Source organism: Trichocoleus sp. AS-A1 (genome assembly GCF_039962015.1).
GTDB lineage: Bacteria > Cyanobacteriota > Cyanobacteriia > Cyanobacteriales > FACHB-T130 > FACHB-T130.
This window is the reverse complement of sequence record NZ_JAMPKG010000001.1, coordinates 364,209-389,628: the sequence shown is the minus strand read 5'-3', so window position 1 is coordinate 389,628 and position 25,420 is coordinate 364,209. Positions and strand designations below refer to the sequence as shown.

The 25,420-nt window shown below is 48.1% G+C and carries 19 protein-coding genes and 1 pseudogene; 14 read left to right on the top strand and 6 right to left on the bottom strand.

The window, feature by feature from the left end; all coding sequences use genetic code 11:
- From NC994_RS01785 to ilvD, 4 genes are all read left to right on the top strand, one after another.
- The coding region (locus NC994_RS01785; RefSeq protein ID WP_190436573.1) for an IS630 family transposase at positions 1–519 on the top strand (519 nt) is incomplete at its 5' end.
- A complete protein-coding gene (locus tag NC994_RS01780; RefSeq protein WP_190436571.1) occupies positions 498–902 on the top strand; it encodes a hypothetical protein in 405 nt (134 codons plus the stop codon). The genes NC994_RS01785 and NC994_RS01780, both read left to right, overlap by 22 nt.
- A 5-nt stretch (positions 903–907) precedes the next feature.
- Entirely contained in the window at positions 908–1,336 is a 429-nt protein-coding gene (locus NC994_RS01775) for a transposase (RefSeq protein WP_190436568.1), read from the top strand.
- 296 nt (positions 1,337–1,632) lie between these two features.
- Positions 1,633–3,477, top strand: a complete 1,845-nt coding sequence (gene ilvD, locus NC994_RS01770; protein ID WP_190436565.1) for a dihydroxy-acid dehydratase — start codon at positions 1,633–1,635, stop codon at positions 3,475–3,477.
- A 289-nt stretch (positions 3,478–3,766) separates the two neighbouring features.
- On the opposite strand, the pseudogene NC994_RS01765 reads toward ilvD, so the two are convergent.
- Positions 3,767–4,649, bottom strand: a pseudogene (locus NC994_RS01765) (IS982 family transposase); the annotation flags it as partial.
- Positions 4,650–4,755: 106 nt separating this feature from the next.
- On the opposite strand from NC994_RS01765, the gene NC994_RS01760 reads away from it, so the two are divergent.
- The 8 genes from NC994_RS01760 (at position 4,756) to NC994_RS01725 (ending at position 17,636) form a co-directional block, all read left to right on the top strand.
- Complete coding sequence (locus NC994_RS01760) at positions 4,756–7,581, top strand: S-layer family protein (protein ID WP_190436560.1); 2,826 nt, start codon at positions 4,756–4,758, stop codon at positions 7,579–7,581.
- 142 nt (positions 7,582–7,723) lie between these two features.
- Positions 7,724–8,509, top strand: a complete 786-nt coding sequence (locus NC994_RS01755) for a peptidylprolyl isomerase (protein ID WP_190436557.1) — start codon at positions 7,724–7,726, stop codon at positions 8,507–8,509.
- Positions 8,510–8,792: 283 nt separating this feature from the next.
- On the top strand, positions 8,793–11,762 hold the full coding sequence (locus tag NC994_RS01750; RefSeq protein ID WP_190436554.1) for a peptidase domain-containing ABC transporter: 2,970 nt from the start codon (positions 8,793–8,795) through the stop codon (positions 11,760–11,762).
- Positions 11,763–11,924: 162 nt separating this feature from the next.
- Positions 11,925–13,505 (top strand): HlyD family efflux transporter periplasmic adaptor subunit, encoded by a 1,581-nt coding sequence (locus NC994_RS01745; RefSeq protein ID WP_190436549.1) that lies wholly within the window; start codon positions 11,925–11,927, stop codon positions 13,503–13,505.
- Between the two features lie 127 nt (positions 13,506–13,632).
- Positions 13,633–14,301, top strand: a complete 669-nt coding sequence (locus NC994_RS01740) for a glutathione S-transferase family protein (RefSeq protein ID WP_190410171.1) — start codon at positions 13,633–13,635, stop codon at positions 14,299–14,301.
- A 215-nt stretch (positions 14,302–14,516) separates the two neighbouring features.
- Positions 14,517–15,344: a type I methionyl aminopeptidase gene (map, locus tag NC994_RS01735; protein WP_190436545.1), complete on the top strand. Its 828-nt coding sequence runs from the start codon at positions 14,517–14,519 to the stop codon at positions 15,342–15,344.
- A 124-nt stretch (positions 15,345–15,468) separates the two neighbouring features.
- On the top strand, positions 15,469–16,128 hold the full coding sequence (locus NC994_RS01730; RefSeq protein ID WP_190430444.1) for a Uma2 family endonuclease: 660 nt from the start codon (positions 15,469–15,471) through the stop codon (positions 16,126–16,128).
- Positions 16,129–16,232: 104 nt separating this feature from the next.
- The gene (locus NC994_RS01725) at positions 16,233–17,636 is read left to right on the top strand and encodes an amidase (protein ID WP_190436542.1); all 1,404 of its coding nucleotides are present in this window, start codon (positions 16,233–16,235) and stop codon (positions 17,634–17,636) included.
- Between the two features lie 99 nt (positions 17,637–17,735).
- On the opposite strand, the gene NC994_RS01720 is transcribed toward NC994_RS01725, so the two are convergent.
- The 3 genes from NC994_RS01720 to NC994_RS01710 form a co-directional block, all read right to left on the bottom strand.
- The gene (locus tag NC994_RS01720) at positions 17,736–18,488 is read right to left on the bottom strand and encodes an SDR family oxidoreductase (RefSeq protein WP_190436540.1); all 753 of its coding nucleotides are present in this window, start codon (positions 18,486–18,488) and stop codon (positions 17,736–17,738) included.
- A gap of 112 nt (positions 18,489–18,600) precedes the next feature.
- Positions 18,601–19,212 (bottom strand): DsbA family oxidoreductase, encoded by a 612-nt coding sequence (locus NC994_RS01715; protein ID WP_190436537.1) that lies wholly within the window; start codon positions 19,210–19,212, stop codon positions 18,601–18,603.
- Between the two features lie 426 nt (positions 19,213–19,638).
- A complete protein-coding gene (locus NC994_RS01710; RefSeq protein WP_242030556.1) occupies positions 19,639–20,730 on the bottom strand; it encodes an EndoU domain-containing protein in 1,092 nt (363 codons plus the stop codon).
- Positions 20,731–20,985: 255 nt separating this feature from the next.
- On the opposite strand from NC994_RS01710, the gene NC994_RS01705 reads away from it, so the two are divergent.
- Entirely contained in the window at positions 20,986–22,794 is a 1,809-nt protein-coding gene (locus tag NC994_RS01705) for a tetratricopeptide repeat protein (protein ID WP_190436534.1), read from the top strand.
- A 69-nt stretch (positions 22,795–22,863) separates the two neighbouring features.
- Here the strand turns inward: NC994_RS01705 and crtW are convergent, their stop codons facing one another.
- Together crtW and NC994_RS01695 are read right to left on the bottom strand one after the other, a co-directional pair.
- On the bottom strand, positions 22,864–23,640 hold the full coding sequence (gene crtW, locus NC994_RS01700) for a beta-carotene ketolase CrtW (RefSeq protein WP_190436531.1): 777 nt from the start codon (positions 23,638–23,640) through the stop codon (positions 22,864–22,866).
- 386 nt (positions 23,641–24,026) lie between these two features.
- Complete coding sequence (locus tag NC994_RS01695) at positions 24,027–24,233, bottom strand: chlorophyll a/b-binding protein (RefSeq protein WP_190410163.1); 207 nt, start codon at positions 24,231–24,233, stop codon at positions 24,027–24,029.
- Positions 24,234–24,499: 266 nt separating this feature from the next.
- Here NC994_RS01695 and NC994_RS01690 point away from each other — a divergent pair, with 266 nt between their 5' ends.
- The gene (locus NC994_RS01690) at positions 24,500–25,321 is read left to right on the top strand and encodes an SDR family oxidoreductase (protein ID WP_190430800.1); all 822 of its coding nucleotides are present in this window, start codon (positions 24,500–24,502) and stop codon (positions 25,319–25,321) included.
- Positions 25,322–25,420 lie beyond the last annotated feature (99 nt).

Genomic DNA, 25,420 nt, shown 5'->3' with positions numbered 1-25,420 from the left:
AAGCATCAAGCCTTTCAAGCCCGATTGAAGCGTATCCCCTATCCTCAAGTCGTATACGTGGATGAAGCAGGCATCGATAACCGAGATGACTATCCCTATGGCTACTGCCAGAGGGGAAAACGCTTCTATGCCCTCAAGTGTGGCAAACGCACTGGGCGAGTCAGTTGGATTGCCGCACTCAAACTCGGAAAGTTATTTGCACCGATGACCTTTGTCGGCTCCTGTAATCGGGACTTGTTTGAGCAGTGGTTAGGAGAGTGTCTGGTCCCGCAATTGCACCCAGGGGATGTGATTGTCATTGATAATGCTAGTTTCCACCATTCTCAGACGATTGAGGAAATTGTCACAGAAGCCGGGTGTAAAATCTGGTATCTGCCTCCCTATTCTCCAGACTTGAACAAGATCGAGCATTGGTGGAGTGTGCTGAAAAATTGGATGCGGCAACGCTGGGATGAGTTTGATAGCGTTCGCGATTGTGTTGATGCTGCTTTTAAACAATGTCCTCACGTATTTGCGTAACGCTATACCAGCATCGCATGGGCATCGAAGCTTTTTTTCGCGATTACAAAAGTGGGGGATATCAAGTCGAATCCACTCGTCTCAATCCTGAACGCTTATCGGGCTTATTTGTCCTTTTAGCTCTTGCCTATACCAGTGCGGTCATTCAAGGCTATGAAGTTCGTTCTCAAGGCTTATCGAGCTATATTTGTCGAGCCAAAGAAGGACGAAGACGGCGACGCAGACATAGCGATTTTTGGATAGGTTTGTATGCCCAAACCTGGTTAGAAGGGATGGATTTAGCCACTGATTGGGTAGAGTCTTGGATGCAGCTTAGTGGCAATAAGCAACTCTATCTTCAGCAAGGCTTGCATGCTGCTTCTCTCCTCCAGTCTTTGTTCTAGCCTTCTTGTTACCCCCTAAGGTTGTTGATCCTCAACGCCCAGCCCTAACTGCTCGACGAGCCGCATTCTTGGTGCTGCGGCAATCTGAGACACTTGGCACAGATGAACAACAGATGATTGAGGAAATGGTCAAACAGCCTGAACTAGCAACAGCGGTCGAACTGGCTCAAAGATTTATCTGTTTAGTCCGACAACAGCAGCCACAACAATTAGACATTTGGTTAGAGCAAGCGAAAGCCAGCCATCTTGCTCCAATGGTAAGGTTTGCTCAAAGCTTGCAAGAAGATTACGATGCGGTCACAGCCGGAGTGACTTTATCAACACATAACGGTCCGGTCGAGGGGCAAATCAATCGTTTGAAGATGCTCAAGCGCCAAATGTATGGACAAGCAGGCATTGATTTACTGAGTCGCCGCTTTTTGCTTGCAGGTTAGGCAATTGGGTTCTGGTTTAGATGTGAATCTAACGTCTCTCAACTGCTAAGATCACCAAAACTTAGGAAGAACCATTATATTTGGCGTGGAATCAAATTAATGTCGTTAAACTTTTAAATCGATATACTTCTTATCTCTCCTATGTCATAGCGATAAAGGTTCTCTTAGGACAACAGGACTTTGGACTTAGCGCTTAAGGCAACAAGATTTGCACAGAGCCTTTGTCACTGAGAAGTTTTTGCAACACAACCATAAAGTCTAAACTATTAAGAACCCTTAGACCAATAGGATGCGCCATGCCGACCTATCGCTCCAAAACCTCCACTCAGGGACGCAATATGGCCGGTGCCCGCGCTCTCTGGCGCGCCACCGGAATGCACACTGAGGATTTTGAGAAGCCAATCATTGCAGTTGCCAACTCCTTTACTCAATTCGTACCCGGTCACGTTCACTTGAAGGATCTGGGACAACTGGTGTGCCGTGAGATTGAAGCCGCTGGTGGTGTCGCCAAGGAATTCAACACCATCGCTGTGGATGATGGCATCGCCATGGGTCATGACGGGATGCTCTATAGCCTGCCCTCGCGCGAAATTATCGCCGATTCGGTCGAGTACATGGTCAACGCCCATTGTGCCGATGCCCTAGTCTGCATTTCCAACTGTGACAAAATCACCCCCGGTATGTTGATGGCAGCCTTGCGTCTCAACATTCCTACAGTATTTGTCTCCGGCGGTCCGATGGAAGCTGGCAAAACCAAGCTCGCGGATCACAAACTGGACTTGGTGGATGCTATGGTGGCTGCCGCCAACGACAGTCTCAGCGACGAGGTTGTCGAAGAGTATGAGCGTTCCGCCTGCCCGACCTGTGGCTCTTGCTCCGGTATGTTTACCGCCAACTCCATGAACTCCCTCACCGAAGCTATCGGGCTATCCTTACCGGGGAACGGCACTGTGCTTGCAACCCATTTCGACCGGAAGGATCTGTTTCTCAACGCTGCGCGCACTATTGTCAGCATTACCCGCCGCTACTACGAGCAGGACGATGAATCAGTACTGCCACGCTCCGTCGCCAGTTTTAAAGCATTCGAGAATGCCATGATGCTGGACATCGCAATGGGCGGCTCCACCAACACCATTCTGCACTTGCTGGCTGCCGCTCATGAAGCTGATGTCGATTTTACCTTGGCTGACATCGACCGCCTCTCGCGCCAACTTCCTCAACTGTGCAAAGTGGCACCAAACACACCCCAGTATCATATAGAGGATGTTCACCGCGCTGGCGGTATCCCCAGCATTCTTGGCGAACTAGATCGAGCTGGTCTGCTCCATACAGATGTACCGACAGTTCACAGTCAAACGCTGAAAGAAGCGCTCGATCGCTGGGATGTCATGCGTACCGATGACGAAGCCGTCCACACCTTCTTCAAGGCGGGTCCTGCGGGTATTCCAACTCAGCAAGCGTTCAGTCAATCGACCCGCTGGCCCTCACTCGACCTAGACCGAGAAAACGGCTGTATCCGCCGCCTCAAAAATGCCTACAGCACCGAGGGCGGACTGGCTGTGCTATACGGCAACCTGGCTGAGCGCGGTTGTATTGTGAAGACGGCAGGCGTAGACGAAAGCATTCATGTGTTTGAAGGCAAAGCGCGCATTTATGAAAGCCAGGATGCTGCTGTCAAAGGAATTCTGGGTGATGAAGTGGAACCAGGCGACGTGTTGATCATTCGCTATGAAGGACCGCGTGGTGGACCTGGTATGCAGGAAATGCTCTATCCAACGAGCTACCTTAAATCCAAGGGATTGGGCAAGGTTTGTGCATTACTGACCGATGGTCGATTCTCAGGTGGGACTTCGGGCCTCTCGATTGGTCATGCCTCTCCAGAGGCAGCAGCAGGCGGCAACATTGCTCTGGTCAAGGACGGCGATCCGATCCAGATTGACATCCCCAATCGCCGCATTAATGTGGAGCTATCGGCGGAGGAATTAGCCAACCGTCGTGCTGCCATGGAAGCGAAGGGCAAAGATGCCTGGAAGCCTGCACAGCCCCGTCAGCGTCGGGTGAGTGCGGCGCTCAAGGCTTATGCACTGCTGGCGACTAGCGCGGATCAAGGCGCGGTACGAAACCTGGAAATGCTGGAGTAGAGAAATACGCAGACACAAAAACTCTTTCCATCCGGGTGTACCAGCGGTTGTTTTGGACCTGGAAATGCTGGAGTATAGAAATACGCAGACACAAAAACGGGGTTGTGTCGCTTGCAATAGGTCACTGGTAAGGTGGGAAAGTCTCTCTTCCCTCCCCCATACACCATACAAGCGTTTAAAGTCTTCTGACTTCAGGCTCTTTACTTGCTCGTAGGTCATACATGCTACTCAACTCTAACCTGCTAGTCCCACGTATCTGACGCGATGTGCGACTAAAGCTAGGTTGCCACAACGGCTCAAACTGCAAAGGGTTAGTCGTGTGGCGATTGAGCCAGCGACAGACAGTATGAGCTAATAGCTTACGATTGATCCGACTGGTCAAGTGCCAGGTATCTCGTGCCCAGACTTTTTCAATCGAGAAGCGTTCGACGAGTTGTCCAATCACTGTTTCAATCAGTCGTCGCAGTCGTTTGAGTAAGGCGACCCAAGCCGGGTCACGCGAGTCGTGCATGTTGGAGGCAAGGCTGTTTCAAGCTCAATACCAACCTGTCGGAGTTCGTGTTGGAGTGGAGCAGACAGATAGCCCTTATCGCCAATGCGTAGTAGCCCGTGAATGGTTTGGCACCCAATCCCAAAGGGCTTCTCGCTCACTGCCATTGGCAGGAGTCAAACTAAAGCCGGTAATCACGCCGGTCGCACTGATGAGCAAATGCCCATGAAAGCCATAGTAGGTCTGTTTCTTGGCGGTACAGTACCCATAGGCAGCAACGCCCTTAAAACTGCGGCAACCTGGGGCACGACTGAAGCCGCACAACGGTATCGGAATGCCATCAACCAGATGCACGCTTGTCGCTAAAGGCTCCCAACTGGACCGCTAAGCGTTGCTGGAGGCGTTCTTTGTACTGCCACAGGTTTGCGGCTTGTCACACAAAGGCGCAACGGCTCCTTAAGCCGGGAAACCACTCCAACCAGTGACGGCGAAAGTACTGCCAAATTGCTTGGTCAGCGTCTATCCCTTGATACTCCGCCACAATCTCCATCGTCAGCACCTCGCTATCGCTCAACGCAGGCGCAAAGCCTTTGGCTCGAATTGGTTGTCCTTGCGTGATTTCAGCCAGTCCATCATCCACACAGCAGAAAACCGCAATGATAAACTCTTCAATAGAAAACATTTGTCTCACCCGAACTAGATAGGTTGTACTTCTAGCTTCGTAGGGTGAGACTTTCTTTGCAAATCCTTAGTTGCACATCGTGTTGATTATTGTTTAGATATCGTGCGTGCAAAATGGCACGCTATTCTGGGAAGCGATCGCCTTTTTCATCCTGACAGACGTCTGGATACGTTTTTACTCAGGCAAATGGTTGAATCCGACCCAGTTGTGGGGTTTGTGTATGAAACTGCGTTCTCTGTCATTCTGGCTTTTTGGCAGTCTTTCCGGGTTCTGTCTGGTGACAACCAGCCCCATGCAGGCGCAAATTGTCGAGGATTCAACCCTACCCCAGCCCTCCATCGTTACTCAAAGTGGCAACAGCAGAATAATTACCGGAGGTACGCAAGCTAACTCCAACTTGTTCCACAGCTTTGAGGAATTTTCGATTCCTACTAACGGCAGTGCTTACTTTAACAATGCTGCCAATATTCAAAACATTATCAGCCGCGTCACGGGTTCCTCGGAGTCTAAGATTGACGGCTTGATTCGAGCCAACGGGACAGCCAACCTATTTCTAATTAACTCGAACGGGATTACTTTTGGCTCAAATGCGGCGCTGAAGATTGGCGGATCTTTTTTGGCGAGTACGGCGACTAGCCTCAGCTTGGCGGATGGAACTTCGTTCAGCGCCACGAATCCCCAAACGACACCCCTGCTGACTCTCAGCGTCCCGATTGGTTTGCAATTTGGAAAAGCAGCAGCCAGCATTCAAGTACAGGGGGCGAAGCTGCAAGTGCCGTCTGGGAAAACCTTGGGGCTAGTGGGTGGTAACTTGACGCTCGTGGGAGGAAGATTACAGGCGGCGGGAGGACGGATTGAATTAGGCGGCGTGGCTGGAGCAATCACACCCGCTTCCCCCGTACAAGTTAACCTCACCCCAACTGCCCAAGGCTATGCTCTGGGGTATCCGAATATCCAGAACTTCCAAGACATCCAGTCCCAGCAAACGACGGTAACGACCAGCGGCAATGGGGGAGGCGATATCCACGTCCAAGGTAGGCGGATCGCGCTTACAGAGGGTTCTCAGATGCTGGCGAATACCTTGGGTTCAGCACCTGGAGGGGCTTTAGCGGTCACTGGCTCGGAGTGGGTGGAAATTAGTGGCAGTTCGCTTAGTGGCGATCGCAGTGGTTTATTTGCCAGGGTTAATTCAAAAACAGCCACCGGATCTGGGGGAAATCTGACCGTTGAAACCGGAAAATTCATTGTCCGGGATGGGGCGCAAGTCTCCACTTCTACTTTCGGTCAAGGGCAGGGCGGGAATTTAACGGTGCGTGCGACCGATTCGGTAGAAGTCAGTGGCAGATCGAGCGATCGCGAAATTGGGAGTGGATTGCGGGCTACAGTCCAAGGGGGAGCAAAAGGGGATGGGGGAAATCTAACTGTTGAAACTGGACAATTGATTGTCCGAGATGGAGCCGAAGTAACAACTTCTACTTTTGGGCAAGGGAAAGCCGGAGATTTAACCGTGAGAGCGACCCAAGTGGAAGCGATGGGTTATGGTTTCGATGAAAACAATACGCTCAGGCAAAGCAGTTTGCGTGCCCAAGTAGAACAAAACGCCACCGGAACTGGAGGAAATTTAACTATAGAGAGCGATCGCTTGAGCGTTCAAAATGGGGCACAAGTTGCAGTGACGACGCTTAGCAAGTTTAGCCAAGCCAAGGCAGGCACTTTGATAGTTCGAGCTTCAGACGTTGAACTGGCGGGGGTTGCGGTTTCCGCAGACGGTCAATTGCTGACAAATCAGCTCGGTTTGCCTTTTCCGAGCGGCTTATTTTCTGGAAGCGGTATCGGTTCCCAGGCAGATGGAGGAGCCTTAAGCGTTGAGACTGAACGATTGCGCGTCCGCGATGGAGCCGTCATCCAGACTTCTACTTTAGGTGCAGGGGATGCGGGAAATTTAACCGTTCAAGCTTCCGAGTTTGTGGAATTAGCGGGTACTGCTAAAGGCAGTCAGTTTCCCAGTAGCTTGCTTGCTGTTTCTGGAGGAATTCCCGGCTTTCCAGGTGTTTTTGACGCCACAGGTCGCGGGGGAAGTCTGAGGGTTAATACTGGAAAGTTGACGCTCCGGGATGGAGCAGCCGTAGCCGCGAGCAGTTTTAATCCAGCGAACGATGCCAAAGGTGCTGGCAACCTTGAGCTGACTGCTCAAAGCCTGAGTTTAGATAACCAGGCAACGATTACGGCAGCAACTGCATCCGGTAATGGGGGAAATATGGTGTTAGTGCAGGATTTGTTACTGCTGCGCCACAACAGTAGAATCTCAAGTACCGCTGGCATTGCAGGTGCGGGTGGCAATGGTGGCAACATCACGATTAACAGCTCATTTATCGTCGCCGTCCCTGGGGAAAATAGCGACATTACTGCCAATGCTTTTACTGGCAATGGGGGGAATATCCAAATTACGACTCAAGGCATCTTTGGAATTCAGTTTCGGGAAGACGAAACTCTCTTGAGCGACATCACCGCCAGTTCTGAGTTTGGCGTGAACGGTGTGGTGGAAATCAATACGCCGGATGTTGACCCCAGTCGCGGTGTAGTCGCTTTACCGACGGACTTGGTGGATGCCTCTGGACTGATTGCATCAAGTTGTGGAACCACGGTCGGGCAACAAAAAAGCGAATTGGTCGTTACCGGACGCGGTGGAATTCCACCCAATCCCGGCGAAACCCTCAGCAGCAACCTCGTTTGGAGCGATTTGCGCCTGATAACTCAGCAAGTCGGAAATCTTCCGAATCCTGCGGTTGTTCCCAGCCGTCCGGCTACCGGGGAGAGTTCCAGGCAGTTGATGGAAGCCCAAGGATGGGTGAGGAATAACTTTGGCGAGGTCATTCTCACCGCGCGATCGCCCACAGGGATGCCTCACGCCACTTCCTGCGCTGGCTCCTAGAAAGGGGTACAAGTAAAGTTTTGTAACGTATTACATAATTCCTGATTTTTCGGCTGATACATCCTTAGAGATTTGCAGATTTTGTCAGAGCAATCGCGCTCAAAATATCAGTCGCAAACCAGAAATTCAAAGGGACTCAGGTATGACTACAGCTTTACAAATTGGTAATCGCACCCTCACAGCTGAGGAAATCATTCCCCTACTGGCTAGCTACCAAATGTTTCCTCAATTGCTGCGTGAGAGCATTATTGATAGCGCGATCGCTTCTTTTAACTGTACGCCTGAAGAAATTGCTCATGCCTGCGGGAATTTCTACCAGCAAAATCAACTGACTTCTGAAGCCGAACAGCAAGCTTGGCTAGAGCGCTACAGGATGAGCCAAGAGCATTTAGAAGCCTTGACAACCCGGAAGTTAAGAATTGAAAAATTTAAACAAGCGACTTGGGGTAACAAACTAGAATCTTATTTTCTCAAGCGCAAAGGTCAATTGGATCAAGCCATTTATTCGTTGATTCGGACGAAAGATCCAGGCATTGCCCAAGAACTTTATTTCCGCCTTTCCGAACAAGAGCAGTCTTTTAGCGAACTGGCGGCTGAGTATTCCCAAGGGCCTGAAGCACAAACGGGTGGAACTATCGGCCCGGTAGAGATTGGGACTCTCCACCCACATCTGGCGAGACTGCTATCGGTTAGTCAAAAGAATCAACTTTGGTCGCCCAGACCTTTAGGAGAATGGATGGTCATTGTGCGCCTAGAAAAGTTAGTTCCCGCCCAATTAAATGAATTCATGCGTCAACGATTGCTGCGAGAACTTTTTGAATCGTGGGTGCAAGAGCAAATCGGGAACCTACCCGAAGCAGACAAAATTTGGCTGGGAGCTGCAACAAATCGTAAAGTTGAACCAAGCGGTCAACTGGCAGCAGCGTAAACGAGCGATCGCTAAGTAGAGATCGCTCTATTTAGGTGTTAAAAACAACTTCGATAATACGCATTTTTCTTGCCCTGAACTATTCTGATAAACTACAGAAGAGTGGTGCTAAACCTGTCAAAATGATTCAAACGGATCTGAGGCATCACTTATTAAAATATTCTGTTTTTTTCAGCAAAAGCATCGGTTTTAATTGTAATAGATTGTAAATATTTGAATAAGGAGGGTGGCTTTCTTTCCCATCAAGTAGCAGCTTGGATGGAGAGCGTAGCCGCAAAACGGGATGACCCATACGGCAATTAGTATCAAAGAAATTCTCGCTGGTATATCTCCGTTTAATCAACTGCCATCGGTTGTCTTAGAAAGAGTTGCAACAAAATTTCAATTTTTGCGCTACCGCATGGGACAGGCAATGTTTGTGCGAGAAACAATGCCAGCGCAAATTGCCATCATCTATCAAGGGCAAGCCCGCCTTTTAGGTTATGACCCCCGGAGCCAAGCACCTGTCACCCTGAAATTATTAGAACCCGGAGAAATTCTCGGATGGGTTAGCTTAATTCGGGGAACAGCTTGCGAGACAGCGATCGCTTCGACAGAAACCATTTGTTTAATCCTCCCAGACGCCGATTTTTTAGCTTTATTAAACCAGGAACGCTCATTTGCGGCTGCTTTTGAAAACCGTTGTTCTTTGATTGAAGTCTTCGATCTGATTGGGGAAGAATTGGCGCGTCAAGCTGATGGGACAACCAATCTCAAGGAACTCACTTTAAAAGCGGTTTCAGACGCAACGATTCTCAACTTACCCCCCGGAAAAACTCCCCTCAGCAAGATAGATCCTAACTGGGTATGGCTGGTGAGTGGCGGAACCGTCGCTGATTTCCCCGTAGGAAGCCGCTTGATACCGAGTACACCAGGAAATTTACACGTAGAAGGCGCGAGAGGGGTTCGTTTATTGGGCTTGCAGAAGTCCATCCTGTTTCCCTCGGAATCGAAAGACGCGATCGCATTGGCATCGGCGTCCCTTGCCCCTACAACTGACTGGGAAGCGATTCCCTACGCGCCGGAACAACCTCCATCTGGTGAAACGGCGACGACTTATAAACACGAGAAACACCCCTACATCTACGGGAGAGGTCGTCTGGATGCAACAATAGCTTGCTTCCAAATGCTGTCTCAGCACTTGGGGATACCTTTCCGACGGGATGTGATCAAGAGAGTCTTAGTCAATCACCTCAAGCACACCGAGAACTTATCTCTGCAATTTTGCGGTGCGGTGGCTGAGTTAACCGGGTTAAATACGCAATTAATTAAAGTGCCTGCGGCTGCGGTGTGTCGCCTGCAAGCTCCCGCCATGATTAGCTGGCAAGATAGTTTTGCGATTCTTTACAAAATTAGCGATCGCGAGTTAGTGCTGGCGGTGCCAGAAGTTGGCATTTTACGCAAAAAACCCGCCCAATTTATGGAAGCGTGGGGGCCAGAAGGGGAAGTTCTGCTGCTCCGACCTACAAAAGAAGCTTCTAAAGAGCGGTTTAGTCTGCGTTGGTTTTTACCTTCTATCTATCGCTACCGCAAAGTTTTAATAGAAGTTTTAATTGCTTCCATTTTTGTACAAATCTTTGGTTTAGTAAATCCCCTGATGACTCAGGTGATTATTGACAAAGTTCTTGTACAAAACAGTATTGATACTTTATCTGTTTTAGGCATTTTCTTAGTCGTAGTCGCTGCTGTCGAAGCAGTTCTGACCAGTTTACGCACGCATTTATTTGTTGATACCACCAACCGGATGGACTTGGCTTTAGGCTCAGAGGTCATCAGTCACCTTTTACGCCTGCCCTTGTCCTATTTTGAACGGCGGCCTGTTGGGGAACTCGCTACTCGCGTTAATGAACTTGAAAATATTCGCTCCTTCCTGACTGGAACCGCCTTAACAGTAGTGTTAGATGCCATCTTTTCAGTCATCTACATTGCGGTAATGTTGATTTACAGTGGAGTGCTAACGCTAGTCGCATTGGCAACAGTACCACTGTTTGCTTTGCTAACACTTGGAGTGTCACCGATCATTCGGCAGCAGTCGCGGGTGAAAGCAGAGCGCAACGCCGAAACTCACTCTTATTTAGTGGAAGTTCTGTCAGGAATCCAAACAGTTAAAGCACAAAATTTAGAATTGCGATCGCGCTGGCAATGGCAAGAGCGTTATGGTCGTTATATCAGTGCTGGATTTAAAACAGTTTCAACCTCTACGACTGCCAGTTCAATTAGCAGTTTCCTAAATAAACTCTCCAGTTTGTTAGTGTTATGGGCTGGAGCTTATTTAGTCCTAAAAGGAGAATTAACATTAGGACAATTAATTGCTTTCCGCATCCTTTCCGGTTATGTAACAAGTCCGTTATTGCGATTAGTACAACTGTGGCAAAACTTTCAAGAAACCGCTTTATCTCTTGAGCGACTGGGCGATGTTCTCGACGCCAATCTTGAAGCAGATGAAACCGATCGCCACAACATTCTCATGCCAGCCATTCAAGGAAGCGTGAAGTTTGAAAATGTTTCTTTCAGCTTCAATCCTAGCGGCGCTCTTCAGCTAAGTAATATTAATCTGGACTTTCCAGCAGGGCTATTTATCGGCATCGTAGGACAAAGCGGATCGGGTAAAAGTACCTTGACAAAACTTTTACCCAGACTCTATGAGCCAAGATCAGGGCGGATTATCATTGATGACTACGATATTAGTAAGGTAGAACTTTATTCCCTGCGGCGTCAGATTGGAATGGTGCTTCAAGATACTCTCTTGTTTGATGGGACGGTGCAGGAAAATATCGCGCTAACCAATCCAGATGCTAGCGATGAGGAAATCATTGAAGCCGCCAAGGTTGCTTTTGCCCACGACTTTATCATGGCTTTGCCGAACGGTTACAACACTCGCGTCGGAGAACGAGGTTCGGCTTTATCCGGGGGACAAAGACAGCGAATTGCGATCGCGCGTACCGTTTTACAAAATCCTCAGTTACTGATTTTAGACGAAGCGACCAGCGCTTTAGACTACAACGCAGAGCGACAAGTGTGTTTAAATCTAGCCTCGACATTCCGCGATCGCACTGTGTTTTTTATTACCCATCGTTTAACTACAATTAGAAATGCCAATCTGATTTTGATGATGGATCAAGGTGCAGTCGTTGAACAGGGAACTCATGACGAATTAATGGCTCTCAGAGGTCGCTACTACTGTCTGTATCAACAACAAGAAGCGCAACTATAGAAAATTGAATGGGAATTGCTAATGGCTAATGGGTAATTAATAAATCCCCCTCTCACCCTCTATTATTCAGTCCGCGAACACAGCGCCGCTTCGCTAACACTCTTCAGTCCTTAGTCCTCAGTCCACAGTCCCCAGTCCTAGCACTCAGCACTATTGTCAGCTATGCTCCAACAAAATGGAAAACAGTCTAACGAACACCTATCTTTAGTACCCCAAGCAGTCCCAAGTCCTAGCCTTAATACAGTTCCAAGTCCTAATCCTAATAAGGAAGTAACGCCACCCGCCTCTACCTCAAACAACTTCGATCAAGCTGTTATTCTTCAACAATCCCCGACTTGGTCTCGCGCGATCGTTTGGGGAATCATGGGAATGACAACTTTTGTGATAGTTTGGGCTTCTGTCTTCCAAATTGAAGAAGCCATTCCTGCGACTGGCAAACTGGAACCGCAAGGTGCTGTTAAGGAAGTTCAAGCTCCAATAGCAGGGGTCGTGAAAGAAATTTATGTCAAAGATGGACAACGAGTAAAAAAAGGGGATAAGCTGCTGAGTTTAGACTCAGAAACCGCTCAGGCTCAGTTAACTTCCCTGAATAAAATTCAGACAGCATTAAAGCAAGAAAATCAGTTTTATCGATCGCAAATAAAAGGTGCAGGTTTCCCCGCTGCAATAGATGGAGAGACTGCTCAACTAAAACTACCATTAGAGTTAGTCTCTCTGACTAAAGTGCGCTCCTCTTTAGCCTCAGAAAATCAACTGTATCGCGCTCAACTAAGAGGTTCTTCTAAAGGAACAAGTCTTAGCTTAGATCAACAGCAGCGTTTTCAATCGAGTATAGCAGAACTCAATTCTCGCGTTGCGACTGCTAGGTTGGAAGCTGAGCAATTGGAAAAGCAGCTAAGTCAAACTCAGGTAGAGATAGCGAGTTCCAAAGACTTATTAGAGGTGAATCAAGGGATTCTCGACGATATAGAACCGATCATGAAACAAGGAGCAGTTTCCCGCGTGCAATACCTGAAGCAGAAGCAGGATGTACGCACTCGCAAAGCTGAGGTGGATCAACTGACTCAGGAACAGAAGCGGTTACAGCTAGCGATCGCGCAAGCGAATGAAAAGCTGCAAAATACCATCGCTTTGACTAAACAAGATTTGCAAACCAAAATTGCTGAGAATGAAAAACGTTTGGCAGAAATTGACGATCAGCTAAACAAGGCAATTGTAGAAAACAACAAGCGCCTTGCAGAAATCGACAGCCAAATGAGCCAAGCAGAACAAAATTTAAAATACCAAGAAATCAAAGCTCCGGTAGATGGAACTATCTTTGAGCTAAAACCTCATGGACCAGGTTTTGTTACCAATTCTACCGAACCCGTTTTAAAAATTGTTCCAAGTGACAGCCTAGTTGCTAAAGTTTTTATCACCAATAAAGATATTGGCTTTGTGAAAGAAGGGATGGAAGCAGATATCAGAATTGACTCTTTTCCATTTCGGGAATTTGGCGATACGAAAGGTCGTTTAACCTGGATTGGATCGGATGCTCTACCACCCGAACAAATTCGCCCTTATTATACGTTTCCTGCCAAAGTTAGCTTAGATAATCAGTCTCTTTTAATTAAAGGTCGAGAAGTCCCGCTGCAATCAGGGATGTCGGTAAGTGTCAACCTGAAGGTACGTAAACGCACAATCATGAGCATTTTCACTGATTTATTTATGGATAAAGTTGAAGGCTTAAAGACGGTTCGCTAGGGTTTCTTAGCAGAAAGATGGAATAGGGAGAGGGAAGTTTGGAAAAAGTTGCATAGGACGCGATCGCGCTCGTTGCCAGACCAGGGAGCGGAGTATCCTGGGAAATAAGTTCTGGAGAGGTATCCTCATGCTGAAGCTTTATCACACTCCCCTTTCCGCTAACTCAAGGCGCGTATGGGTGGCGCTACTGGAGAAAGAAATTCCCTTTGAGCTGGTATCGCTGAATATGGATGGCGATCAATTTCACCCAGAATTTCTAGCGATGAATCCCTTCCACCACATTCCAGTTTTAGTGGATGATGGCTTTAACGTTATAGAATCCTTAGCCATCCTTGACTATCTAGAGGCAAAATATCCCACGCCTGCCTTACTACCTACGGATGCCAAGGCGCTAGCAACCGTGCGGATGGTAGAAATGGTGACTGTCAACGAACTGTTGCCTGCCATAAACCCATTCGCCAATCAAATGATGGGCTTGGATGCAGACGCACAGCAGTTGGAGCAGTCAAAGCAGAAAATTCTGACAGTGCTGAACTTTTTTGAGAGTCTACTGGGCGACGATCGATACTTTGCAGGTAGCGCTAGTCTCACCCTCGCTGAGATTGTCGCCGGAACGATGGTGCCGTTGTTGCCTATGCTAGGCGTATCGCTGGATAACCATCCCAAACTGAGTGCCTGGTGTGAGAACTTGACGCAGCGTCCTGCATGGCAAAAAACCCAGCCCACTCAGGAGGCAATTGAAGCCTTTAAGCCTCGATTCAAAGAGTTGATGGCAGCACGGCAGAACCAGTCTTAATAGCAGTTGGTAGCTGTAATCCTGAAACAATTCAGATGAGAGAACAACCGTGGAGTCTCCCGCCCTCGGAATGGTTTCAACAAAGTTAACTTAAGATAATAAATACCTGACAAATTAACAGGGAGAGTGCTTCCTCAGTCGTCAATCACCCCAGAAGCAGGCGGGAGGAGCGATCGCTTTACCCTGTTGACATCCCACCACTCGCCATCTGTCAAATGAACATCCTGAACAATCTGCTTTTCCAACCCGCTCAACCTCCCCGCGAGAAAAAACAACGTCGTGGCGTTGAAATTAAGTCACAGCGTGAAATTGAAATCATGCGACAGGCGGCGAAGATTGTGGCAACCGTGCTCAAAGAAATTCAAGAGATGGTGCAGCCTGGTATGACAACTGCGGATTTAGATGCTTATGCCGAAAAGCGCATCCGCGAAATGGGGGCAACACCGAGTTTTAAGGGATATCACGGCTTCCCCGCTTCTATTTGCTCCAGCATCAACAACGAAGTCGTACATGGCATTCCCAACGCCAAAAAAGTGATTCGGACTGGCGATGTCTTGAAAGTTGATACAGGTGCTTATTTCCAGGGCTATCACGGTGATTCCTGCATCACTATCGCCGTGGGTGAAGTGACACCAGAAGCGGCTAAGTTAATCCGCGTAGCAGAAGAAGCACTCTTTAAAGGAATTGAACAAGTTAAAGCTGGAGCCTACCTGCTCGACCTTGCTGGTGCCATTCAAGACCATGTGTTAGGCAATGGTTTTAGTATTGTGGAAGACTTCACCGGACACGGTGTTGGACGGAATTTGCACGAAGAACCGTCTGTTTTTAATTTCCGCACCCGCGAGATGCCAAATGTCAAGCTTCGGGCTGGAATGACTTTGGCAATTGAGCCGATTTTAAATGCTGGTTCAAAATTTACCCGCATCTTATCCGACAAGTGGACGGCAGTAACGGTGGATAATTCCCTGTCAGCTCAGTTTGAGCATACCGTGCTGGTGACGGAAGATGGATATGAGATTTTGACCGACCGCTCGAAAGTTTAATCGCTCAAAAGCACGATTGACCCACACCCGTAAGGGTGGGACTAGACAAACAAAGCCCGCCTGCGCGGGCTTCTGAATTTTTCTATCTAAAAGCATCATTTAAGTAAAGTGAGCAGGTGGCAATATGTACCAAACAGCGCAAGAGTTGGAAGCAAAAATGCCAGATGCTACAAAACTTTTGAGCGATGAACCAGAAATGGAAAGTTCTCTGCATTACAAGCAACTTGCTTTATTAGTGAGTTGCTTAGAATGGTTTTGGCGCAATCGCCATGATTTTTTTATTGGCGCTAACCTAACAGTTTATTTTAGTCGGCAGCAATTGCGAAATCGAGATTTTCGAGGGCCAGATTTTTTTCTGGTGAAAAATACCGAAAAACGCGATCGCACTTCTTGGGTGGTGTGGGAAGAAGAAGGCAAATATCCCGATCTGATTATCGAATTGCTTTCGACTTCAACGGCTAATATTGACCGAAATTTAAAAAAAGACCTCTATCAAAATCGATTTCGCACGCCAGAATACTTTTGGTTCGAGCCGGAGGATTTAGAGTTGGCAGGTTTTCGGCTGGTAGGAGAACAGTATCAAGCCATTGTGCCCAACCCTCAAGGCTGGCTGTGGAGTGAAGTTCTAGATTTGTATTTAGGCGTAGAAGCCGGAAAATTGCGCTACTTTACCCCAGAAGGTTCTCTAGTTCTTACACCAGAAGAGGCAGCAGAACAGGAACGAAGACGGGCAGAACGACTGGCGGAACAACTGCGATCGCTCGGTGTCGATCCGGATACTTAAGCGAAAAAGCGATCGCGTGAAACAATGTTTATTGGCAAGCTAGGATTTTATTGCCTAGACGCGCTCAGGCGTTCAAGATTAAGTAGCGATCGCCCAAAGTCCCCATGAATCAAACTGATTTAGCTTTTACCCCAGCGATAGAACAGGCGCGGCTCATCCGCAGCAAACAAGTATCACCGCTAGAGTTGGTGGAACTTTACCTGGAACGCATTCAGAGACTGGATTCCCAACTGGGGAGTTATTTTACCGTCATGGCAGATATGGCGCTTGCCGATGCCCAGGCGAAGACGGAAGCATTGGCAGGCAACACAGAAGAATTTCCGCCCTTTTTTGGGGTACCCATTTCGATTAAAGACCTCAACCCCGTTGCTGGTGTTCGCTGTACCTACGGAACAGCGGCGCTGATGGACAAAATTGCCGCTTATGATGATGCGGTGGTGACGCGGATTAAGCTGGCGGGGTTTACGATTCTCGGTAAGACGGCGACTTCTGAACTGGGTTCTTTCCCTTATACAGAACCTCCGGCGTTTCCACCCGCCCGGAATCCGTGGAATCTCGACTATACACCGGGGGGATCGAGTGGGGGCGCTGCGGCGGCTACGGCGGCGGGGTTGTGCGCGATCGCTCAAGGTTCTGATGGCGGCGGTTCGGTGCGCGGTCCCGCCGCTTGTTGTGGTTTAGTCGGCATTAAACCCTCCAGGGGTCGGGTGTCTTATGCACCTGTGGGCGATCATCTAAATGGCATTGCAACCAATGGCTGCTTGGCGCGTAACGTTGCCGATGCTGCCGCCCTTCTGGATGTCATGTCTGGTTATGTCGCGGGCGATCCCTACTGGTTGCCCGACCCAGGAACGACTTTTCTTGCCGCAACTGCCCAAAAATTGGGGTCTTTGCGGATTGCTTTTTCTACAACAATTCCCCCGATAGGCGAAGCCGATTCGGCATCTGGGCAAGCCGTCCAAAAAACTGTGCAATTGCTAGAAGAAATGGGTCATACCGTTGAACCCGGTTGTCCAGACTTTACCGATTTGATCAAACCTTTTTCCAAAGTTTGGCAAGCTGGTGTGGCAGCGACGGGGATTCCCGGCGACTACTTGGAACCGATGAATCGCTGGATGCTAGAGCAATCCGGTTCTGCGGGTGAATATCTGCAAGCGGTTGCTCAGATGCAAATTATGGCGCGGCGTATTGTTGCCTTTTTTGACAACTATGACGTTTTGGTAGTGCCAACTTATATGCATCAGCCAATTCGGGTTGGTGAGTGGGCGCACCTGAATCCGGAGGAAAGATTGCAGAAAATCATTCAGTGGATCGCTCCGTGTCCCCCATTCAATGCCACCGGACAGCCTGCAATCTCAGTTCCGACTGGTTTTGACGCCAACGGGTTGCCAATCGGCGTGCAGTTGGTGGGACGCCCCGCTGACGAAACCACGTTGATTGCCCTCGCCGCACAACTAGAAGCTGCAAAACTTTGGAGCGATCGCCGTCCGGACTTTGCAGCGCAATAAAATCGATATCTGTGTCTCGTTCCCCAGCTGCGCCGGGGAACGCGGCTAACTAGCCCCAAGACAGTTTATACTCTGGGGTTATCCTTCTGGTTAAATTCGTTAGAGTTCCTGAATCCGCGGGCGAATCAACAACTCACCGATATTGACGTGTTCAGGTTGGCTTACCACGTAAAGAATCGCGTTGGCAATATCTTCCGCTTGTAAAATATCCGCACCCGGAGCATAAAAACCGCCTTGTCCGGTCACAGCTTCTTTCGTTGCCTCGTGCTTAATTGAATCGGCAAGTTCAGTCGCCACTGCCCCTGGTTCAATGTCTGTCACCCGCACGCCATATTCAATTGCTTCCTGGCGCAAACAATCGGAGATAGCGCGTACCGCAAATTTGGTTCCGCAATAGACAGCCGCCCCTTTAAAGGCAAAGCGTCCAGCTACCGATCCTAGATTTACAATATGACCGTGCTTGCGCTTAGCCATGCCAGGAAGGACAGCATGAATGGTGTAGAGGAGTCCCTTCAGGTTTACGTCAATCATCCGCTCCCACTCATCCACGCGCCCTTCCAGCATCGGTGCCAGAGGCATTAAACCAGCGTTGTTGATCAGGATGTCCACGCCACCCATTGTTTCCAGTTCCTCTCCAAGCTGTGCCACAGCTTCTCGATTCGTTACGTCCAAGGGTTTGATCATCGCCTGACCGCCTGCACGTTCAATTTCCTGGGAAAGCTGTTCGAGTTGCTCGGTGCGACGTGCCGACAAAACGACTTTCGCTCCGTTCTGAGCTAATATTTTGGCTGTTGCTGCGCCGATGCCGCTACTAGCACCAGTAATCCAAGCTCGTCCTGAGAGAATTGCCATATTTTATCTCCTGTAATGACTAGAGTTGTACTTTACCCATCCCGATGGGGATGAATTTGTCGGTTAGGGAATTCACGCCAATGGTTAGAAAAATGGGCAGTTTAGGCGATCGCTATTTTTGACTAAGATTGCCCTCCAATGCCTGATTAATAGCTCGTTCCAAGCTTTCTTGACTTAACAAACCCGGCAAAATGCGATCGCCAATCATAAATGTCGGGACTGAGGTAATACCGACTTCTTTGCGAGTCTGTTCTAATGCCTGCTGATGAGCTGTTTTATACCTTCGAGTTTCCAAGGATTCTCTAAACTCTTTTCCATCCAGCCCAATTTCTCCCGCTAACTGCGTCAAAATCTCGATATTGCCAATATCCCGATCTTCTTGAAAAAACGCCCGGAGAATCCGGTCGTTGTATTCGTTAGCTTTACCATGTTCTCTCGCGTACTGATAACCCTCGAACGCTAGATGCGTATGTGGTTGCGGCGAGATAGTTGGTAGCTTGATCTCAACACCCATTTTTCTCGCTAGGGGATAGACTGACTGCTTCCAAACCGTTTGAAGATAATCGTCTTCCGGTTTCAGCGTCGCCTGTGGTGATGGTCGAAGCTCAAAGGGTGTCCACTCAACTTCAACGTCTTTTCCCTTAATCGCTGCTTCTAGGGGGAATTCGGCTAGAAAACAGTATGGACAAACGTAGTCAGAGAAAACTTTGATTTTAAGAGTCATGGCATATTCCTCTCAACAAACGGTGACGCAGGGGGATTAACTGCCAATCGTGGTGGTTCAATCGCTAAGAGAGCGATCGCGTCTTTACTTCAGAGGTACTGGACAAGTATCAATAATTGCTAGGTACTAGATGGAAACGAACAGAATCAGGGTTAGCAATGTCTGCCCCTTCCACTCAAGTCCAAGCAATCAATTCGTTTTTCCGAGCTTCAATAATTTCTGCATCCCATTCACTATCCTCCTCAAATCCTACTGGTGCTATTTCCGCCCACCTTCCATCTGAGGTATCAGTTGCAGAATATTGATTCTCCCCGTAAATCCCTCCGATAAGTTGGGGAATTTAGGGGGAGCAAAATCGGACAAATAGGTTCTAGAAGACGTGTGTGTATACGGTACGAACAACGGGGCGGGGATGGGGTTATTCAATTAACTTCTGCAAGCTTTTCCCCCAGGAGTCGCATCAGGATAAAAAGTAACGATTGCATCTCGACTCTTGACAAAAACCGCCTTATAAGATTTTTTCGTCTCATCATCCTGCACTGTTAAAATGCAAGCTCCCTGAGCATTTCCCTGTGCTTTCAATGCTTTTGTCGCATCTAATAACATTTCTTTGGCATCGCTGACGAGAGCATATCCTTTGATATTATCTCTCCAAGTTTGACCATTCTTTTTGATGAATACTCCTAAGGTATAAACTAACCCTGGAACGACTTCTTCTTTGTTCAAATTATTCGCAAGCCGTCCGCCAATTCCTTGCTCTTGCAGTTCCCGGTATCTGCCAAAAAAGTGCAGTCCGCCAATTTTCGTTGCCCCTTCTAGTTCACCACAAAATATATGTTCAAAGCCGCCTCTCTCAGACCAAGCAGCCGTTAAATCGTCGAGAAATTCTGCTTCTGTACTGCGGACGGCACGCAGTTCCCCACCCACTGCTTGTTGAATTTCACGCAGTACATCTCGATTTTCTGACATCAATTCTTTGAAAGCACTTGGCGTCACTTTGGTGCCAATCGCTCCACAGGTTCTCAACACTGCTTGGTCAAAAGCATTGAGTTGGGGTAATGGCGGTGTGATGTCTGCTTTTTGCCCGCGTGGAAAGCCATGAAGCTCTGGATTATTAACATTATCAAAAAAGGGTAGTGCCGATGTCGATGCCTGCGTTACGGTGCCGGAGTTCGGTTCAGGACTCGCATCTGTTGCGGGGGAAAAATTACCACAATCAGCACTAACCCAGCGACGTTCTGGCTTAGCATCAGGGACTGCAAGCTGAATAAACTTTCGTTTCGGAGAATTGAAGCCAATTGCTTGATAACGCTGACCGTTTGAGACTTGGATATTACCCGGATTTATCCCGTTAATTGCTCGTGGTGCTGCACAAGTGCGTGTAGCCGTGAAGGTTCCAGAAGGCGGGACTTGAGAGTAAGCAGCATCGATTGATAGTAGCGGAATGATTCCAAGCAAGAAAATGGCAATTTTGAGCATTGGGCTTGCGCCTAAACTAATTAAAAAATTACGTTGCATAATTGTTAAGGCAAGAATCCGTAGGATTACGTTAATAGATGAGGGCGTTGACAGAGTATATTCAAGCGTTTTTTATAAAAATCCGGACATTTATTGCCAGCTCCCGAAAGGATAAGATAATCATACTTTTCTAATTTTTTTAAACCTGGCAAGAGTTTATTTTACTTTACAGATAAAGTGTTAAATATTAATTTTGGCAAGGTAATAAATGGTCGCGCTTATGCTATTCTTGAAGTCTAAAATTCAGCTCTCGCTATGGCAGACTACGGCAATTTAAAGAAGGCGATCGCATTGCTAGGGCAATCCCGCAGAGAGAAAAAGGCGAACCAAAGATTTTTTACTTTTAGTTTATTTCTGTTAAGTTTTTATTGTGTAAGTGTTAGTTTTTACTGCTCCAAGATACTGGCGCAGCCAGCGCCGCAGCCACCCCTGGAGTTGAAGGACATTGATTACTGGGGGAGTTTGTGTGACTTATTGGGGGACGAGAAGAAATATGCAGAAGCCGTCGCGGCTTGCGACCAAGCGATCGCTCTCGATCCCAAAAAGCCGAAAATCTGGACGGACCGAGTGGATGGGCTGCTAGGACAAGCAAAATATACCGAAGCCTTGGTTTCTGCTGATAAGGCGATCCGTCTCAAACCCGATTACTCTCTGGCTTTGGCGGATCGATGCATCGCCCTCGCTAACTTAGGCAAATATGAAGACGCGATCGCGTCTTGCGACAAAGCACTCAGAGGCGATGGAAATTGGGAGAACAATACGCCGCTGATCGCTTGGTATAACAAAGGATTAGCGCAAAGGAAGCTGGGACAGAACGCCGAAGCGATCGCTTCTTTCGATCAAGCCTTAGAAATTAAAGCAGATTATTCCTTAGCTTTAGCGGATCGATGCGCCGCACTTTCTGCCTCTGGGCAATATTCTCAAGCGATCGCGGCTTGCGATTTGGCGCTGAAAAGTGATGCTGATTGGGGCGCTGGGACTCCAGCCGTCGCCTGGTACAACCGAGGCGTGGCGCTCAAAAAATTAAGTCAGTACCAAGAAGCGATCGCTTCTTACGATCAAGCTTTGGCGCTGAATCCCACAGACGCCACCGCTTGGACTGAACATGGCGTTTTGCTGTCACTGGTGGGTAAGTACGCCCAAGCACTCCCCTCTCAGGAAATGGCGGTGAAATTGAGTCCCACGTACTCTGTAGCGTTGGCGAACCAGTGCGCGACGCTAAACAAAGTCAGCAAGTACGAAGACGCCGCCGCCGCCTGCGATAAAGCATTGCAAGGAGATGGGAGATGGGGTGAGGCGAGTCCATCATTAGCCTGGGATCAGCGGGGAAATGCTTTAGCCGGACAAGGCAAGTACGAAGAAGCATTAGCCTCTCACGATCGCGCCATCGGTCTTAACCCGGATTACCCAGAAGCTTGGAACAACCGCAGCGTTACTCTGTGGTTTTTGGGAAGATACTCCGAAGCGCTCGTTTCGAGCGATCGCGCCACTAGCCTTAATCCTAACTATGCCCAAGCTTGGTTCAACAAAGGCAGGATACTTAGGACAGTAAAAGATTATCCCAAAGCACTCGCCGCTTACGATCAAGCGATTAAAAGTAGCGATCCGAACTTCAATCAATCGCTGCTTGCCGATATCTGGGCGAACCGAACGGTGGTGCTATGGCATTTGGGAAGAAACCCCGAAGCCCTCGCCTCAAGCGATCGCGCGATTAGCCTCAATCCTGAATTATCACAAGCTTGGTACAACCGAGGCGTCGTGTTAGTCGCTTTAGAACGGTATGAAGAAGCGATCGCCGCTTACGCCCAGGCGATTCGCATTACGCCCAATGATGCGAATAGTCTTGCCGGTCGAGGCGTCGCCCTGTTGCTGTTAGATCGGTTAGAAGAAGCGATCGCTGTCTTTGATGAAGTTTTGAAACTCGATCCAAAAAACACTTTAGCGCTGGAAAACAAAACCCTCGCAACGCAAAAATTGGAAGAAAAGAAGTTAGAAGAACAAAAATTGGAAGAGAAAAAGAAAAATAGTCTCCCGCCACCTAAAAAATTACCGATTAAGAAGTAATAAAAAAGGGGCGTATTAGATACGTCCCTTTTTCTATTTACAATGGCAATTGGCAGTACAAACGGTGTATCAACTAGAAGCGGTCTGATTCATTCTGTAAGCTTCTGGTAGCTGCCACCAAGGAAGATGCGGATGTTCGTGATGTTCCTCGTGGTAGCCGAAATGATAACAGGTGATAAATGACCAGAAAACCGGCAGAGCATTAGTTTTGGCGCGATGAGGATCTTTATAACCCTCTTGTGGCTCTCGATGAGGTAGGAAGGTACCGAAAAAGAATAATTGCACCGAACTCAAAATTGAAGGAATTACCCAAAATAAAGTCAAATTCAATTCTGGGATCGGTAGGGTGAAAGCAATCAGGTTATAGAAAGCCATTAAAGCAAACAAGCGTTTCCAGCTCCAATAACCTTTCATAAAGTGAAAGTACCAGGCAAAAAAGTTTTTATGCTGACTGTTATGAAAATCCGGATCGAATTCGCTTGCTGGGTGCTGGTGGTGTACCCCATGCTTTTTCAATAACTCGTCAAAAGAAAAGAATCCATATAACAATAATACGAATGAACCAATCAAGTTATTAATTTTACGGTTTTGAGGAAATACCACTCCATGCATTGCATCATGGGCAGTAATGAATAATCCTGTATACAGAAACATTTGCCAAATGATGGCGGGGATTCTCCATACAGTAGGTATTTGCGACCAGTCAAGGGAAATTAAGAAAACCAGACTGATTGCCCAGATGCCAATAATAGTAAAAGCAATTACAAGTCCAATAATTGGATTTTCACTTCTTTGTATTCGCGGAAGTTTCGCTTGTTGCAGAGGTGCGTGTTCGAGCTGAATCATGCTTGTATAAATTTGTAGCTTTCCTTTCGAGCAAAAATTTAGGAGCTAATAGCGAAGCGATCGCTACCTTATCCTGAAGAACCCGCGATCGCGCTCGGTTTACACGATACTCATCCTTCAAAAATCGATCGAGTGCAAGTCCCTCTGGGAAGAAAACTCTGTTGATGCTCGGTGTCTGGATGAGATAGCGCTTCCTTTTTGTTAAATACTGTAAAAATAATATAACTATTGTAAAGGATAGCTGGTACTGCGATCCGAACCAGAGACGTTTAACCGCTGCCTCTGACTGCACATCAGTGGCAACTTCATCGGATATTTGACTGTCTGGCTGGCAGATGAAGCCTTTATCTACAACTGCCAGCCAGACGAATCTTGCAAGTCAGTCATTAGCGGGTATAGGAAACCAGGTGCAGCACGTCCCGAACGACGCTGTAGCCTGCGAAATCCCAAAGTAGGTAAGCTAAAAAGCCGATCATCGCCAAGCGTCCGTTCCATAGCTCAGCTTGAGGATTCCAGCCAAACAGAAAGGCATTGCGGTCTTTGCCATTGTAGGCGCTAGCAACAGGTGGTAAATCAGTAGGGCGAGTCTGCATCGTTTACATTCCTTAACAAATTGATTACGCATACATCCTAACTACCCCATTAATCTCTGCTCTCTGTCTATAGTCCCAAACTGCATTTAATTCTCAAGGAAGATGTAAGGGGTTTTAGACAAAGTAATTTATATCACAAAGTTCATCGGATTTATGTGAGCAGAACTACAGCAGTTTTTATTAAAAACTCTGACGAAAGCTAGAGGATTTCCCCATTTTTGTTGAACAAACTTAGAGAGCAAAGCACTATTATTTGAAATAACCGTATGGCTTCCACAGTACTAATTACAGGTGCTTCTCAAGGCATCGGCAAAGCAACTGCTCTCTTGTTTGCCCAGAAAGGCTATGACTTAGTAATGGCGGCGCGTCAGGCTGACCGCTTGGAAGCGGCAGCACAGGAAGTGCGATCGCTCGGTCGAAAAGCTCTAGCTGTTCCCACCGATGTGAGAGACCCAGAACAGGTGAAAAGCCTGGTTGAGAAGGCGCTGGAAGAATATGGCGCTATCGATGTCCTAATCAATAATGCAGGTCGCTATATATCCGGGCCAGCAGATTCGTTTTCCCTAGACGATTGGCACCAGACGATAGACCTCAACCTGTGGGGATATATTCATACGATTCACGCCCTATTACCTCATTTTCTAGAGCGAAAACAGGGCACGATTGTTAATCTGAGTTCTATCGGCGGCAAAGTCCCCGTTCCTTATCTTGTGCCTTACAATACCAGCAAGTTTGCGGTAACTGGATTGACCGAAGCGCTGCACTCAGAACTCGCACCCAAAGGCATTCATGTTTGTGGGATTTACCCGAATCTAATCAAGAGTAGTTTGATGGAACGGGCAATCTTTGGAGGTAAGAATGTAGAAGATGCCCAAGCGCGTCGAGATCAGCTCGATCTGGTGCTGAGTACCCCAGTGGTGGAGAAGCCGGAGGATGTGGCAAAGGCAATTTGGGAGGCGGTGAAGCATCAGCGGGCTGAGGTGTTGGTGGGTTCCGCCAATCTATCGAAAGCCTCTTACAATATGTTTCCCGGCTTTATGCAGTGGGTGTTTCGGAAAACCTTCCAGCTCAAAGATAAGGAAGCATAGCCATATCGCCCCTCATTCAGCAATCTGGGAAGAACCCCTCCCCGCAAAGGCGCTGTCTCGTCTTTGCGCCTTTGCGCCTTCGCGCGAAAAATATTTGTA